Source organism: Marinobacter similis, assembly GCF_000830985.1.
Taxonomy (GTDB): Bacteria; Pseudomonadota; Gammaproteobacteria; order Pseudomonadales; family Oleiphilaceae; genus Marinobacter; species Marinobacter similis.
In genome coordinates this window covers 239,858-254,888 of record NZ_CP007151.1, presented here as the reverse complement: position 1 = coordinate 254,888, position 15,031 = coordinate 239,858, and the positions used below count along the sequence as shown (strand labels likewise).

Genomic DNA, 15,031 nt, shown 5'->3' with positions numbered 1-15,031 from the left:
TGCGTTCCATTGGCGAGGGTCAGCCATTGCGCACCTCCGCCTCAACGGCCAAGCGTACCTGCCGGAATTGCTGGTCAACACAGGTTTGCATAATCTTGCGCAACAGCCGGTAGTTGGTATCCCGCCCTGCCATGATGGTCACCTCGAAGCCGGCTTCGGGCACGACAGATTGCTGCTGACGGCGGTACGCTAGCTCCTCGGCCAAGCCTGCGATGTGAGAGTCGCTCACTTCGATCCCATCCAGCCGGGCAACCTCGCGGCCCTGGATCAGGATTACACCGCTGGCCACCTGAACGACAAGGGAGTCAGCGGCCTCTTGCTCAGCCGTGGATTTGGGCAAAGCTACATCGGCCGTGTTCTGCATCACTTTGACGTCGGACGAATTGACCATCAGAAAAAAGACAAGGATGGTAAAAATGTCCATCAGAGACACCAGATTGAGCCCCCCTGCCCGGTGCATTCGGCCATAATGACGCCGAATTCTTCCTGCTTTGCGTGACGATTTCATACGCCCTCCCTGGCCGCGACACCGCTGGCATCAGCGAGCTGTCGATCTGCCGGCGCATCCATCAAGGCAACGTCGGGGAAGAGCTCGCCTTCAACCACACTCGCGGCAACAACGGCCGGGTACGAACGCACCGTATCCATGGCGTGCACCAGTGTCTGGTAATCGATATCCGCTCCCACTTCCAGAATAACGTCGGTCTTATCGGGGGCACGGCGTTTTATTTCCTTTAATACCTGCCTCAAGCCTTCGAAATCCTGCTCATTCTTGTTCGCTGGCAATGCCACGATGACGCCGCGCTCACTGTCAGCAATTTCGAGCCCGGCCGGAATTAGCGTAACCACCAGCCTGAGCTCCTTGAGCTCCGATGAACCGCAGTGTCTTGACCGGGAAAATTAAGCTCAATCATGCGCACCTGGCTGAACACCATGCCCAGCAGCAAAACCGGGACCAGCACAATCATGAGGTTCATGAACGGCGTGATGTCCAGGTCCGGTGAAGCAGCCATTTTTCGATGTCGCGTCTCATACACACTTACTCATGAGGTGATGGCCATGTCAGAACCATTCCTGAATTAAGCCGGGGCGGTTTGGCTGCGTTGATCCGAGATGATATTTAACAGTTTGACGCCTGCCATTTCGAAGCTGTCGACAATCTCGTTGGTCCGGGTTTGCAGCAACGCATGAAACATCAGCAGTGGAATGGCGGACATAAGGCCAAATGCCGTGGTGTTCATCGCGATTGAAATACTCTCTGACAGCAGGCTTGCCTTCTGCGAAGGGTCGGCAGCCGCTACTGCGGTAAACGCAGCAATCAGGCCAATAATTGTGCCCAGCAGGCCCAGCAAGGTCGCAATATTCGCAAGGGTGGCCAGGTATTGGGTGCGTTTTTCCAGGCGAGGCAATACCTCCATCAGCTTCTTCCATCGCATACTCGATATCTTCGCGCCGACTGTGGTTCAGCAAACGCGCAATGCCTGCACCCATGATGGCGGCAATCGCGCTGTCGGAGTTACTGGCGGCCTTCATCGCACGCTGGTAATCACGTTTCTGCAGGAGCGGTAAAATCCCACGCTCAAAGGCCACCCGGTTTCTTCGGCGAACCGAGGCGAGGTAAAAGAAGCGCTCAAGGGTGATAGCAAGCCCAATGGCGAGCACCACCGCGATGGGGTACATAAACGGCCCACCTTCCTGAAAAAATCGAACCATCGTGTCCAGCATGTGTCTGCTCTCCGTATTTACTGCGTGGTTATTGTGTTGTTAATACCGAGCCCTCTTTGGGGCTCAGGAGCGATGGATTGAGAGTTTCGCGAAACAGCCGATGGCCCTCAAAAATGACCGGATCTACAGGTTGCGTCAGCGCAGGAAACTGATCCTGTAGTTTTTCCCGTGGTCGGCGCGGCAAGGTGGGCGCCTGCCAGGGCAGAATATATAGCACGCGCGGATTATCCTCTCCAATGCTCGCCGACAGCCCCTCCACGTTTAAGTTTAAGTTTAAGCTTATGCCCTGGACTTCGGCACTCTGGCCTGGTGCCGAGGCCAATGAAGCTTGAGCAGTAAGGCCGAAAAAGACCGCGACCAGGCTACCTACCAATCTCCCAACCGTTGCTGTCCAACTGCCAACTTCAATCATTCAGTCCAGCCTCCGTTCGAGGTCAGCGATCCAGCCGGCCACTGCCTGATCCTCGGCCTCAGAGAGCTCTCGGTAACGCTGGTAATGCACCAGTGCTTTCTGAAGATCGAGGAGATACAGCTCTGCAATCACCCCCAGGTTGTAATGAAGCTCCGCAACCCTGGGTGAATGCTCCAGCCCACGCTCCAGCAGTGACGTGGCTTCCACGAAACTGCGATCCTCGACCAACAGCAGCGCCAAATTGTTTACCACCACAGGATCTTCAGGATTTAACTCCACTGCCTGCCGCCATGCTCTCTTGGCCGCTCCCGCATTGCCCTCCTCCAATGCTTGCCTACCCTGCTCTGCCAGAGTCGCGGCCAATGCTGGGTCGACTTGGACCTGCGGCTTTACCACAGGGCCAGAGCAACCCGCTAACATAGCCATGCACACACCAAACAACAGAGCGCAAACCTCGCTTCGACTACCCATCATCCCGGCCCTCCACTGGACGCATTTTGGTCTTTCCACGTCATCCACCGCACGGAACGGCTATAACGCCCGGGGTTAAGTTGCGCCAGAACGCCCAGGCTCTTGCCAATCCAGGCATCGTAACCGTGGTCTGTCACTCGGCGATGATTGTCGGAGTGCAGGGCAATCGCTTTTTCCTCAAAGGGGAACGCCTCCTCCTCCAGCAACATTTGATACTGCATGGCCTCGAGTTCGTTCAGGTCCGCAGGAACCGAAGACGTCATCAGATCCTTAGCTAAAACCCGGTAAAGTTCGGCATGGCGGAACAGCGTCTCCGAGCGCACGGTCTCCCCTCCCAGCTGCTCAGCCTCGAGAAATCGTGTTCGGGCACTCTCAAGGGCGCGTTGTTTTCGATCCAGCGAGTCTGCCAGTGGCTGGCTCAGGGGAATCGAGGTAAAGATCGCGGCATCCCTGGCGCCGAGCACCAAGGCGGCCCGGGCAGACCAGGCCAGGGACTCTTCAGAGTGCCACGGGCTGGCCAGTTCACTTGCCACCATAGCCTGCCGAAGATTGCCGGCCCGTTCACCGGAAATGATTAACCGATGCCTTATGGTTTGAAGTTGAAGGTGCTCTCCGGCGTCTTCAGCGCTAGGGTTGGTCTTCAGGTAGCTCAAGTAGAGCCGGTCGCGGTTACCCCGGTCTCCGGCTACGTGGAAAAGCTCGGCCGCTTTTAATTGCAAGGGCCAAGGCTCGGCCGCGGTCGACGCTGCGTCGAGCAACTCATTTGCAGCCTGAGCAGGCTGATCCGAAGCCACGTAAGCATGGACCAGCTTGTCGCTGATTCCGGCTGCCAGTTCATGGTCGGCAAATCTGGTGCGGAAAAGGCGGAGTTGTTCGATGGCCGGCGCCCACTGTCCAGCTTTCAGCAAGGCGTTGGCGGCATCAAAGCGCCCTTTGACGGCAATTTCCGATCCCGGCAGAACGGCCTCTATCCGGGTGAAATGCTTGACCGCACTGGTTAGGTCGCCCCGCGCATTGGCCGCTTCACCCTGTCGGTAAATCGCCCCTGCCAGCTGTTGTTTTGCATTCGCCTCCGAATCCTTCTTGTTCGGTTCCGGCATTTCCAGCAATACCTGCTTCCAGGCCCGTTCAGCCAAGGCATACTCGTGCTGGCTCTGGCGCACCTTGGCAATCACCAACCAGGCGGCATAGCGTTCCTCAGCAGAGGCGTTGGCGTTGGTGACAGTCCGGCCTGCATAGGTCAGTGCCGATTCCGGATTGCCTGATGCCAACCACCGGGAAGCCAGATCGGCAGTAAGACCGGAAAGGCGAGAATCGTCAGGAAAGCTCTGTTCAAATCGATCAGACTCGGCAGATACCGTTGCCAGTTCAGGCCGGAACTCAGCAGTTCGACCGTCGCCCTCAAGACCATCGCGTAGAAGGACCAGGGCCGCCCAGCCGGCATCGGCCGCCTCCGCGTAATGATCAGTTTGATAGGCCGCCCCCTGGTAGTCCGAGAGCGCCCCGAGATAGTCCCCCGCCTGCAACCGAGCATCACCGGCGATGCGAAGTATCTGACCCGCAGACCCAGTGCGGGATGCCAGGGATTCATAGTAACTAGCGGCTACGGTAAAGGCGCCCTGACCCCGAACCATATCGTTGTTGGCGAAAGCCAGGGTTCCTTGGCTGTAGTGGAAATCGGCGAGCGTCCGACTGTACGACCGCCATCTCGCCCGGTCCGACTCAGACAATGCCTGGTAACTCGATGGGGCAGCATACATCGCGACATAATCTGCCTTGGCGGCACGAACTTCGTCAGGTTCGCCGGCCCGCTCCCACACATCGGCCACCTGGGCCATGAACGCAGGGTTCTTGGGGTGGCTCGGGTGAAAGCGGACAAACCATTGGTTGGCAGCAACGCTTGCCTCGTAATCCCCTTGGACCGCGTAGAAATCGGCAAGCCGGTCGAATAGCAGATATGCCCATTGTCGCGGTGCGTCGGCTTCAAGCCAGCCAGCCAACGTATCCGGACCGTCATTCCGTGCGGCCATCAGAGCCAGAGCCCGGAATGTGTCATCAATAGCGTCGACCGCCGATGGCTGTGGGTTTTGAAGGCTTTGGGCGTCCGGAAGAAACCGGTCCAGAACGGACAGAAAAGTAGGGCCCGCGCGGTTCCAGGCAGACGGGCCTTGTTTGAATTGACTCCATCCCAGCATGTATTGAGCTTTTGCATTGAGAGCACCGGCGTCTTCGCTGTCTAACAGCGCGCGATAACCGGTCTCTGCCTCGGCAAATCGACCGGCGGAGAAGTCTGATTCCGCAATCCGGAAGCGCGCCTCCGGGCCGAGTGGGGACTGGGGATAAAGGCCCACCAGTTGTTTAAGGCGATCTACAGATTGTTCCGACTGCCCGGTGAGCGCATAAGCCTTGGCCATCTGGTACAGCAATTCGTCGAGTCGACCTCCGAATGAACCCTGCCCCAGTATGGCTTCGTAACTGCTGAGAACCTCGCCATAGACACGCTCTTCTTCTTCGGGTGAAAAACCCAGGTCTTGGCCAGTGCGATCCCGAATGTTGGTTAGGCGGTTGAGCGCGTCAATCCGAACCGCTGGTTCATCAGACGACCGGAACAATTGCTGATACCGGCGGGCGACTTCCGCCGGGGAAATGGCCGGCATCGGCTGGATTCGAATTTGAGATACACCGGCCGCATATCAGCAATGGTCTCACCGTCACGACCGAGCTCCACCCGGAACGACTCCTGGCCCGCCGCAGGCAACGGCATCAGAAATGAAGACATCAGCGCGAAAACGAACCGTCTCACTGTGTCGCCTCCGCAATGTTTTCCAGCGCCAGGTATTCGTATAGGTGGGCGATCTGTTGCGCGGTTTTATCGATCGCATTAGCCATTTCATTGTCCTGCTCATTGACGTAATCCAGCGCCAATTGATCCAGGTGTTTCTCAGCCTGCTGGGCAAGGGAAAGACTCCGAGCTGATAGCTGCTCAGTCTGGTTCCTCAGTGTCCGGGTTTGATCAAGCTGCTTTCGAATTGTGGACGGTCGAGCGCTAACTCGGCCCTTGAGTTTCTGCAGGCTGTCGGCGGAGTCTGAGAGGGTTTCCGAGACACTGCGAAGGACCTCTGCCTGAGCAGCATTCAGCGGCTTCGTGGTTAGCTCCTCCAGCCGCCGAACCAGTGTCATTTGGCGCTCGCGATGCTCAGTAGCCTCGCCATCATGCTGGGCATCAAGCAATACCAGCTGGTCTGCCAATGACTGGGCTAATATCCCGAGATCCCTTTGCTGCTGCGCAAGGCCCTGGCCCAACTCTCTCAGCGCGGCCACTCGGCGCACCGCCCTTTGGGCCTCAGGCTGGGCCAAAAAATCCAGCAAATAAGCCATTCTTGGCTGTGTTAGCGTTCGGCTGTCTGCCAGGAACCACTCGAGATCAGATGCCCGTGAATCTTCGACCAGGGACTTGTAGGCGCCCTGCTCGCGTATTCCGGTAGCCAGCTTGCGCAGCGTAACCCGTTCGCTTTCAAAGGCGGCATTGGCCGCAAGATAGGCCTCTCCCGCCTGTCCCAAGTAGCCGGACAGATCGAAGCCGCGACCCATGGCAATCCAGGCATCGGCCACGCCGGCAAACGCCAGCGGAAATTTTTTGGCCCGATGCCAACTTTGCATGGAGGCCCGATGGTTGCCCTTTTCAGCTAGCGCCAGTCCGTGCAGGTAAAGCGCCTGGGGCGTGTTGTCGGACTCTAGAGACACCTTTTCCAGAAATCCGATTGCCTTGTCGGGGTCGTCATTTTGCAGAGCTAGATAGCCGGCACGAACCCGAAGCCTATTCAGCAGATGATCCTTTCGCTCAGGATCCGAATCATTCTCTGCCATCGCCATGGCGACTCGGAGCGCAACTAACGCTCGGGTGGGATTCAGATCGGAGCGAGCGTATTCGCTGGACAGGTTCAAATACCCGTTGGCGGCCCAGAATCCTGCCTCCATCTTTGCCAGGACCGGCCCGGCTTTCTCGGACCTGCCTGATTTCAGTTCCAGCTCTGCCAGCCAGTAGCCAGCCTCCTGCCGTGTTTCTCCGAAGCCAACACGAACCGCAAATTCAAGCCATTGCCTGGCTTCTGAAATCTCACCTTGAGCCGCCTGGTACCGACCCAGCAAGAGCGCGGCTTCAGCTCGGTGATACTGGCCCTCAACCACATTTGTCAGCGCTTCAATGCCCTCGGCCGTTCTTCCTGTACTCATGAGCACCTGTGCTCGGAGAAACTCTGCGGACTTTCCCTTCAGCTGCTCTGCAAGTTCTGATACCGGTGCAAGCTGACCCGTGGTCACGCCAAAACGAACCAATCCCTCCTTAAGCTTTTCCAATGCCTGGCCAGTTGCCGGAACCGCCAAAGACGGAACAGAACTCAGCATCACAATAGAGAAGGCGAATTTCAGAGATGAGAACATACGGAACATCATGGGTGCTTACTTCCACTCAAGAAACGACACATGAGGTTCGAATTCCGGCGCTTTGGCTTCCAGAGTCATCTGAAGCCGCAGACTCCCCGGACGCTTCTGAAAACGGTAGCTCGATTCCCTCCGCAGAAAGCGATCATTGCTTGACCGAGCCGTGACTACCGCTTTCAGATAATGGCTACCGTTGGGGAGATTGCCAATAAACAGCTGCTGGACCCCGCCTTCTTCCAAAGCCTCCTGCTCTCGCTCGGAGTACAAATGAGACACCACCGGTTTGCCATTGACGAACAGCTCAACGGAATCAAGCCCCAGGGCATCCGGACTACCCAGCGTCAGGAAAACTGACAGGTGACTATCAGCCGGGTGCAGCAGCCGCTGTTCCAAAGCAAAAACTCGTGCAGAATGTTCAGAAACCGCGGCCCTGAGCTGGTCAATGGCATGGTCGATGTCTGACCCAAGGGCTGACGACGGCACCAATGGCAAACAAAAGTAGAAACTGAGGAGCAATCCAAGTTTTAGGTGTAGACGGCGCTGTCTTATTGGTTTTGTGCCGAACATAATGCCGTTTTGCCTCCTGCCGTCCTGGTGAGGGCCTTTTCCTGTTACACGCTGACAGGAAGCGTAACACTCGGTAACTCGCAAGAACGGTATCCAGATCACCAATTGGAAAAGTCCAGAAATGAAACTTACGGTGTCGGAATTTTTAACAGGGACAGGAGTGGCGATCGAAGCGCTAGAGGGAGGTAAGTCAGCTGGCTATGTTAGCCGCCTGTTTAATAGCCGTTTTCTGTTGGTGGCCCTTAATTTGCGTATAGAAAAAAGCGGGGACGCCTTTCAGGGCACCCCCGCTTGATATGCCGAGCTTTGCCGATGCTCTCAACCGCATCGGCTTTTTTTACTTACTCAGATGCTTCATGGCCGATTCGAGACCATCGATGGTGAGCGGATACATGTGATCATTCACCAGTTGCTTGGCCATGCCCAGAGAACCGCCATTACCCCAGTAACTTTCCGGTAGCGGATTGAGCCACACTACCTTGCGGAAATGCTCCGATATGCGCTGGAACCAGGTAGCGCCGGCTTCCTCATTCCAGTGCTCTATCGAGCCACCGGGGTGGGAGATTTCATAGGGCGCCATGGTTGCATCGCCCACAAAGATTACCTTGTAGTCCGGCGAATACTTGTGAAGGATATCCCAGGTACTCGTCGTCTCATTCATCCGCCGAATGTTGTTGGTCCAGACACTCTCGTAGACGAAGTTATGGAAGTAGAAATACTCCATGTGCTTGAACTCGAGCCGGGCCGCCGAAAACAGCTCTTCGCAAACCCGCACGTGTGGGTCCATAGAGCCGCCCACATCGAAGAAGATCAGAACCTTCACAGAATTGTGCCGTTCCGGAACCATCTTCAGGTCAAGATAACCGGCATTTCGGGCAGTTGAACGAATGGTATCGTCCATATCGAGCTGGTCTGCAGCACCTTGGCGGGCGAACTTGCGCAGGCGACGCAGTGCGACTTTGATGTTGCGAATACCGAGGGTGATGCTGTCATCAAGATCCTTGAACGCACGCTTTTCCCACACCTTGACGGCACTGCCGTGGCGACCGTTCTTCTGGCCGATGCGGAACCCTTCCGGGTTGTAACCATCGGCACCGAACGGGGAGGTTCCGCCGGTTCCAATCCACTTGTTACCACCGGCATGGCGTTCGTTCTGCTCTTCCATGCGCTTCTTGAAGGTCTCGATCAGCTCTTCAAGTCCCCCCAGAGTGTCTATCTTCGCCTTGTCTTCCTCGGACAGATGCTTCTCGAATTCGGCACGCAACCAATCGTCCGGAATCAGCATTTCCATCAGGTCTTCAAGGTTCTCGATACCCTCAAAGTAAGCCTTGAACGCGCGATCAAACTTATCGAAGTGACGCTCGTCCTTTACCAGGCACAAGCGTGCCAGATAATAGAACTCCTCCATGTCGGCAAACGCCAGACGATTCTGCAGCGCCTCCAGGAGGTCGAGAAACTCGCGTAGGCTGGCGGGCACCTTTGCACGCCGCACTTCGAGAAAAAAATCAATCAACATAAAACGAGACTCTTGCTGAGTATCAGCTGCGACGACGGGCCATGAAGGCCAGCTTCTGCAGCAGGTGAACATCCTGCTCGTTCTTGACCAGAGCACCGTACAACGGCGGCAATGCTGAACTGGTGTCTTTCTCTTGAAGCATTTTGGCAGACAACTCGTCCGCCATCAGCAGTTTCAGCCAATCGATCAGTTCGGACGTCGACGGCTTTTTCTTCAGCAGGAACCTTGCGCACGTCGAAGAACACTTCAAGGGCATCACGGACAATTTGCTGCTGCAGGCCCGGGAAGTGAACATCCACGATGTCCTGCATGGTTTCGTGATCCGGGAAGCTGATGTAGTGGAAGAAGCACCGGCGCAGGAACGCATCGGGCAGTTCCTTTTCGTTGTTGCTGGTGATCACCACGATCGGGCGCTGCTTGGCCCTCACGAACTGCTGGGTCTCGTAGACATAGAATTCCATCCGATCCAGTTCCAGCAGGAGGTCGTTCGGGAATTCAATGTCGGCCTTGTCGATTTCATCAATCAGCAGCACGACCTGCTCATCGGCATCGAACGCTTCCCACAGTTTGCCTTTGACGATGTAGTTGCTGATGTCCTTGACCTTTTCGTCGCCAAGCTGGGAATCGCGGAGGCGGGACACCGCGTCGTACTCATAAAGCCCCTGCTGGGCCTTGGTGGTCGACTTGATGTGCCAGGGAATCAGCTTCATGCCGAGTGCGGCTGCCATTTCCTCCGCCAGCAAGGTCTTGCCGGTGCCGGGCTCGCCTTTGATCAGCAGTGGACGCTGGAGCGAAATCGCCGCATTCACAGCCATTTGCAGGTCATCGGTGGCTACGTACTTGTCAGTACCGGTAAACTTCATCGCGTTAGTTCCTGTTGGTTACTTTTTCTGGTCCTGATCATCGGCGTCAGGCTTGGGCTGGTCATCCGATTGATCAGAATCAATATCACTGTGGCCTGGAAGATCGTCGAATTCGGACAGATCAAAGTCATCAAGCCCAAATTCGTCCTCATCACTTTCGGCGTCCTGCAGGATCGGTTCCTCGACCGGTTCCTCACTCTCTTCTTCATCGCCGGCTTTCTGCGGCACCACACTCTCTGCGATCGGGATCTCCTCGTCAGGCACCTCATCGGCATCTGTCTCTGGGGTTGCGGGATCGTTCGCAGTGTCCAGTTCTTCCGTTACCTCAGGAATGTCATCAGAGGCCTCTTCGTCTTCAACCTCGCTGGCAACGGCCGCTTCCGGCTCCTCTTCCAGTTCTTCTTCCAGTTCTTCTTCCGACGCCTCAGGCTCTTCAGATACCAACGGCACGGGTTCGTTCGCCTCAGCAGAATCAGTATCTTCGGAGCTTTGGCCTGCTTTTTCCTCAAGGCCAGCCACACGAGGGCCATCAGGCCAACGCCGCCAGCACCAGCGCCAAACACCCACATGGGCATCGGTGACGTGCTTTGATTGCTATCAGCAGCGTCTCCGGCGTCTGTCGGCTCGACTTCCGTCTTCGGAGCTTCGGAAATCTCTGGCGTTTCAACCTCACTGACGTCAATTGGACTGCTAATATCATTAACGCTTGCGGGCTCTGTCACCGAATCCGGCTCGGGCGTTGACTCTCCGGGCATGGGCTCCGGCTGGGATCCAGCTTCGGCTTCCTCGGTTACCGCAACTTCGGCTTCTTCCGCATCAGCTGCCACATCACCTGTAGGCTGGTCCTGCGCCGGCGAGACGGCCGTGAACACGGTGGTTGTGCTGAATTTCCGACCGAAGGTCTGCCCATCGGCAACTACCTCGATCTGGTACACCCCATCATCGGGTAGCCGACCAATGGTGTCAGTGAACATCCCATCTACCGGGGGCTCTGCCGATAGGTCCTTGGTACCACTTCGGCCATCCTCGGAAATCACACTGACTTTGATATCAAGAACCCGCAAAAAATCCGGGTCGGTAATCTTTTCGCCTTCCTCATAGAACGCGATATTCAGATCAATAGGTGTTTCTTCGGAAAACCTTGCGGGTACCGGACTAACCGCCATTCGCAGATCACTGACGACAGTCACGCGACTGCCCTCACCCAACTCACCTTCAATACGCCACCGGCCTGCCATTGGCTCGGTGATGGTCATCAAGTCATAACCCGCTTCTCGGTTCCAACGCACGTTTTCCGGGAGGCTCGTAAGCGCCACCGAGCTGCCATCGGGCTTCTCAAGTTTCAGTTTCCGCGTATCCCGTGTTTCCTGTTCGCCCCAGAAAACCAGTGCGGTGAACTCGGAGACGCCTTCATCGACGGTAAAGCCATCCCCTTCGATGGGAATCTGTTCCTGCGGGACCGCTGCATTCAATGCTTCCAGAAATGCTCGACTGAGAGCCTCGGCGGTATCCGCAACCTGAAGACGGCCACCGGATTGAAGGGCCAGTTGTCTCAGGAATTCGGAGTCTGCTTCGGCGGAGAGCGCAATGGGATGAAAGGTGGCGCCCTGTTCGGCCAATTCAGGAACAAGAGTCTCGAGAATTCGGCGTTCTTCTTGCTGATTTTTGCCAGTATCTTGCGACACATCGACCTTGCCATCAGTCAGCAAAATGAAGTGGGTGTTTTCGAGAACACCACCCGTGTAGTAGCCGTCACCGGCCACCTCGATAGCCTTGCCGAGGTTGGTTCTGAGGCCACCGAATTGATCTGAGCCGACTTTTCCCGAGCCACGGCCCGCCACTGCTCGGTGACCTCCCGATGAGGCACGAGCATGTTGACATACTGCCCGAAGGTCCAGAGCCCTGCGGTCGAACCAGAGGGCAGCATCTCAGCCAGCAACCTGACCGCCGGCTGACGCAAGTTTTCAGGGTCGTTGTTTTTCATCGACCCGGAAATGTCCACAATGATCCTGACATCGGATTTGTCAGCAAGGACCAGCTCCGGGGCTTGCTGAGCCTGCGCCGCTGTCGGGAGCACCGTCTGCAGTAAAAAGGCAATAACCAACATCAACGTGTGAAATCTGGGCATAGTCGCGTTCAAGGCATCATCCGTATTGTTGTTGGCCCCTCTGCTAGCGTCGAACCAGACGGTAGCGGACGAGATCCAGTATCCATACCAGTAGCATCACCAGACCGGCAATGCGAGATTGAACAGAGCCCGGCCAGCGGCCTCCGTTTCCCCAAGTACCAATTCATAGCCGCCGTACAGCCACGCCGGAATCCACCAGTCTGCAAGTTCCGGAGACTCCACCGGGGTAAGCAGTAACGCCACCAGCGCAGCGGACAACAGCGTTCTAACGCCGTACAGGGGAAGGTATCGGAACAGCTGCTTCATCATGTAAAAGAACACAACGAAGGCAATTGCGTAGGCAGACCAGAAAATCCCGTAGGCCACTTGTGCGTCAGTATCGATCATTAAAGTATCCAATGAATGATGTGTTCTTCCCATTGATCCTCAGGCACCTGGCTTCCGAGACGACCTTGTCGCGAATCGAAACCCCTGCCTGATGCACCGTCGCTGGATCGCCGCTTCTTAATGGATGCCAGTCTGCAAGCGGGCGGCCTTCAGCCAGGGTGCGATAGGCGCAGGTCTGGGGCAGCCAATGGTAGTCGTTTACCGTATCGGATGTCAGTACGGTGCAGCCCGGCACTTTCTTCAGCCGCTCGGAGTAAACTGTGCAGCGACAGCTCTGCTGATCCATGTAACGACACACCAGGTCGGTGTGGTAGACCTCGTCAGTGTCCTCATCCTGGAGTTTATTGAGGCAACATTTACCGCAGCCGTCACACAGGGATTCCCATTCCGCCAGGGTCATTTCGTCAAGGCGTTTTCGCTGCCAGAAGGGAATCTGCGCAATCATGAATCGCGAGGCTCTATCTTCTTCTTGAAGTCTACGACGTAACCGTCCTGCTCTTCCGGCATCTGCAGGAAGAAGTCTTTCTCTTCAAGCGCTGCAAGTACCTGTTTACCCGTGGTCCGGGCTAGCTTTCGAGACGGCGTCAGAATCAGGTCCATGGAGTGTACCGGTTGGCCGAACACCGTTCTCAGACTTTCCGGCAGTTCATTCCAATCCAGACCGCGACGTACAAAAAGATAGGTATCCCGCTTTTTGCTGCTGCGAAATACAGACACAAATTCTCTTTCTTTCATGATCTCAGCAATTCCTCAATATCCGCCCGGACCGGTGCCAGGATCTGTTCTCGCCATCCCTGAAAAAAGACGTGCCCAGCCAGACTCCGTTGCTGGACAACTTTCTCGAGGCGCTTTCTTGGCGCCAGAATTGCTATCGGAATATCAGCAGCTTCAGCCGCGCTTTTAAATTGGCGCTTTAATGTCTTGAAGAAGGCCTGCTGGTCTCTCGTCAGTGGCGGTGCAATGCGCTCAAGGTTGGAATTATCCGCTGTACGGCCCACCTCAACAAGTTGCAGCAACACATCGCCATAGCGACGAACAGCGCCGGATGGTACACCCTGAATGTTAGACAACGCTGCGCGGGATTCAGGCATCTGTTCTGCCACCGCAATCAACAGGGCATCGGCAAAGACCCGATTCCGGGGCCGGTCCTGACGCTGGCATTCCTGTTCGCGCCACCGGGCCAATTCACGAAGAACGGCTTGCTGCTGGGGACTTAAGGCCCAGCCGCCCCGCAACTTAAGATAGTGATCCTCGGGATTGTCCTGCGCTGCCAGCTCATCGGCGAACCGGCTGGACTCTTCGCTCAAGGCGTACACCAACCCCCTTTCCCTCAGCCCTGTGAGCAACCACTGGTACATAGGCTCGAGAAAGCGAATGTCGTCCACGGCGTAGCGCTGCTGGGCTTCGCTCAGCGGCCTGGCCAGCCAGTCTGAGCGCGTCACGGACTTGTCGAGTGTTTCGCCAAACAGGCTTTCGACCAGCCGGGCATAGCCGAGGGAAAAACCGGCACCAGCCAGAGCTGCACCAATCTGAAGATCGATAACACCCTTCGGCAAAATGCCCAGCCAGTGCCTGAACAGCTCAAGGTCTTCACTCATGGCGTACAGCAGCTTGGGTGTCTGCGGGTCCGCCAGCAACTCTTTGAACCGTACCGACGCTTCGGCCACGTTGGGGTCCACCAGACAGTAGTTGTCATCGTAACCGAGCTGCACCAGCCTGGGATCGGGTAAAAGGTGTTTACCCGCTCGAACTCCGTATCCAGAGCCAGCAGGGTATCCCCGAGCCCCTCCAGCCATTCGTCCAGTGCCGACGGCTCAGTAATCCAGTGAATCCTGTCAGGGGCTGGCGGGACTTCAACAGCCGGGCTTGCAGATGTCATAAGGGAACCTGGTGATGGTTTATTCGGAGAGCGGCTTTCGACCGCGGAAGGCATGAGTCAGCGTGAAACCGTCGACATAACCCAGTTCGCCACCCACCGGTATACCGTGGGCCAAACGAGTGATCAGGATATCGCGGCCATCCAGACGATCGGCAATGTAGTGCGCTGTTGCCTCACCTTCCACCGTCGGATTGGTCGCGAGGATAAGTTCGGTGACCCCTTCCTGGTTAACCCGCTCCAGCAAGCGCTCAATACCGATCTCTTCAGGCCAACGCCGTCGATGGGAGACAGGTGCCCCATGAGCACGAAGTAACCACCGCGGTAGTCGCCCGCCTGCTCGATGGCCAGCAGGTCTGAAGGGCTTTCAACGACACACAGGGTACCGGTGCGGCGGGCGCCGTTGTCGCAGATCCCGCAGACTTCAGTGTCTGCGAAATTCTGGCAGCTGTTGCACCGGCGGACGCCGGTCATGGCGTTGCTCAGGGCATCGGATAAACGACTGCCACCGGAGCGTCCCCGCTCCAAAAGGTGGAATGCCATGCGCTGGGCGGTTTTCTGACCGACACCGGGCAAACACCTGAGCGACTCGACCAGTTCGTCAACCAGTGGCTGAATGCCATGAAACGTCCTCAAATTCAGTTCA

The 15,031-nt window shown here is 56.5% G+C and carries 13 protein-coding genes and 5 pseudogenes; all 18 read right to left on the bottom strand.

Annotation, left to right across the window (positions count from 1 at the left end):
- Positions 1-19 precede the first annotated feature (19 nt).
- The 18 genes and pseudogenes from AU14_RS01170 to recR all read right to left on the bottom strand — a co-directional run bounded on the left by AU14_RS01170 (position 20) and on the right by recR (position 15,003).
- Positions 20-508, bottom strand: a complete 489-nt coding sequence (locus tag AU14_RS01170; RefSeq protein WP_041338284.1) for an ExbD/TolR family protein — start codon at positions 506-508, stop codon at positions 20-22.
- Positions 505-849, bottom strand: coding sequence for an ExbD/TolR family protein (locus AU14_RS01165; RefSeq protein WP_330217935.1), 345 nt, complete (start codon positions 847-849; stop codon positions 505-507). Before AU14_RS01165 ends, AU14_RS01170 begins: the two co-directional genes overlap by 4 nt.
- On the bottom strand, positions 837-1,037 hold the full coding sequence (locus AU14_RS23090) for a hypothetical protein (protein WP_330217934.1): 201 nt from the start codon (positions 1,035-1,037) through the stop codon (positions 837-839). The genes AU14_RS01165 and AU14_RS23090 overlap by 13 nt, the downstream gene beginning before the upstream one ends.
- A 42-nt stretch (positions 1,038-1,079) precedes the next feature.
- A pseudogene (locus AU14_RS01160) lies at positions 1,080-1,725 on the bottom strand (MotA/TolQ/ExbB proton channel family protein).
- Between the two features lie 28 nt (positions 1,726-1,753).
- On the bottom strand, positions 1,754-2,137 hold the full coding sequence (locus AU14_RS19680) for a hypothetical protein (protein ID WP_179944714.1): 384 nt from the start codon (positions 2,135-2,137) through the stop codon (positions 1,754-1,756).
- Positions 2,138-2,557, bottom strand: a complete 420-nt coding sequence (locus tag AU14_RS20135; protein ID WP_407942839.1) for a tetratricopeptide repeat protein — start codon at positions 2,555-2,557, stop codon at positions 2,138-2,140.
- Positions 2,558-2,607: 50 nt separating this feature from the next.
- A complete protein-coding gene (locus tag AU14_RS01145) occupies positions 2,608-5,265 on the bottom strand; it encodes a tetratricopeptide repeat protein (protein ID WP_236744266.1) in 2,658 nt (885 codons plus the stop codon).
- Positions 5,266-5,407: 142 nt separating this feature from the next.
- On the bottom strand, positions 5,408-7,048 hold the full coding sequence (locus tag AU14_RS01140) for a tetratricopeptide repeat protein (protein WP_148312701.1): 1,641 nt from the start codon (positions 7,046-7,048) through the stop codon (positions 5,408-5,410).
- Positions 7,049-7,066: 18 nt separating this feature from the next.
- Positions 7,067-7,441, bottom strand: a complete 375-nt coding sequence (locus AU14_RS01135) for an AraC family transcriptional regulator (RefSeq protein ID WP_236744265.1) — start codon at positions 7,439-7,441, stop codon at positions 7,067-7,069.
- Between the two features lie 511 nt (positions 7,442-7,952).
- Positions 7,953-9,131, bottom strand: a complete 1,179-nt coding sequence (locus AU14_RS01130; protein ID WP_041338278.1) for a vWA domain-containing protein — start codon at positions 9,129-9,131, stop codon at positions 7,953-7,955.
- 22 nt (positions 9,132-9,153) lie between these two features.
- Positions 9,154-9,994, bottom strand: a pseudogene (locus AU14_RS01125) (AAA family ATPase).
- Positions 9,995-10,314: 320 nt separating this feature from the next.
- Complete coding sequence (locus AU14_RS01120) at positions 10,315-11,757, bottom strand: vWA domain-containing protein (RefSeq protein ID WP_148312700.1); 1,443 nt, start codon at positions 11,755-11,757, stop codon at positions 10,315-10,317.
- The gene (locus tag AU14_RS19280) at positions 11,697-12,122 is read right to left on the bottom strand and encodes a vWA domain-containing protein (protein ID WP_148312699.1); all 426 of its coding nucleotides are present in this window, start codon (positions 12,120-12,122) and stop codon (positions 11,697-11,699) included. Before AU14_RS19280 ends, AU14_RS01120 begins: the two co-directional genes overlap by 61 nt.
- A gap of 43 nt (positions 12,123-12,165) precedes the next feature.
- A pseudogene (locus AU14_RS01115) lies at positions 12,166-12,509 on the bottom strand (hypothetical protein).
- Positions 12,509-12,954, bottom strand: a pseudogene (locus tag AU14_RS01110) (YcgN family cysteine cluster protein). The pseudogenes AU14_RS01115 and AU14_RS01110 overlap by 1 nt, the downstream one beginning before the upstream one ends.
- Positions 12,951-13,244, bottom strand: coding sequence for a YcgL domain-containing protein (locus AU14_RS01105; RefSeq protein ID WP_041338277.1), 294 nt, complete (start codon positions 13,242-13,244; stop codon positions 12,951-12,953). Before AU14_RS01105 ends, AU14_RS01110 begins: the two are co-directional and overlap by 4 nt.
- Complete coding sequence (locus AU14_RS01100) at positions 13,241-14,221, bottom strand: ribonuclease D (protein ID WP_236744264.1); 981 nt, start codon at positions 14,219-14,221, stop codon at positions 13,241-13,243. The genes AU14_RS01105 and AU14_RS01100 overlap by 4 nt, the downstream gene beginning before the upstream one ends.
- Before the next feature lie 186 nt (positions 14,222-14,407).
- A pseudogene (gene recR / locus AU14_RS01095) lies at positions 14,408-15,003 on the bottom strand (recombination mediator RecR).
- Positions 15,004-15,031 lie beyond the last annotated feature (28 nt).

Excerpts from the sequence above, each read along its gene's own strand:
- AU14_RS01170 (WP_041338284.1), bottom strand. The coding sequence starts at position 508 with ATGAAATCGTCACGCAAAGCAGGAAGAATTCGGCGTCATTATGGCCGA.
- AU14_RS19680 (WP_179944714.1), bottom strand. The coding sequence starts at position 2,137 with ATGATTGAAGTTGGCAGTTGGACAGCAACGGTTGGGAGATTGGTAGGT.
- AU14_RS20135 (WP_407942839.1), bottom strand. The coding sequence starts at position 2,557 with ATGTTAGCGGGTTGCTCTGGCCCTGTGGTAAAGCCGCAGGTCCAAGTC.
- AU14_RS01145 (WP_236744266.1), bottom strand. The coding sequence starts at position 5,265 with ATGCCGGCCATTTCCCCGGCGGAAGTCGCCCGCCGGTATCAGCAATTG.
- AU14_RS01140 (WP_148312701.1), bottom strand. The coding sequence starts at position 7,048 with ATGTTCTCATCTCTGAAATTCGCCTTCTCTATTGTGATGCTGAGTTCT.
- AU14_RS01130 (WP_041338278.1), bottom strand. The coding sequence starts at position 9,131 with ATGTTGATTGATTTTTTTCTCGAAGTGCGGCGTGCAAAGGTGCCCGCC.
- AU14_RS19280 (WP_148312699.1), bottom strand. The coding sequence starts at position 12,122 with ATGCCCAGATTTCACACGTTGATGTTGGTTATTGCCTTTTTACTGCAG.
- AU14_RS01105 (WP_041338277.1), bottom strand. The coding sequence starts at position 13,244 with ATGAAAGAAAGAGAATTTGTGTCTGTATTTCGCAGCAGCAAAAAGCGG.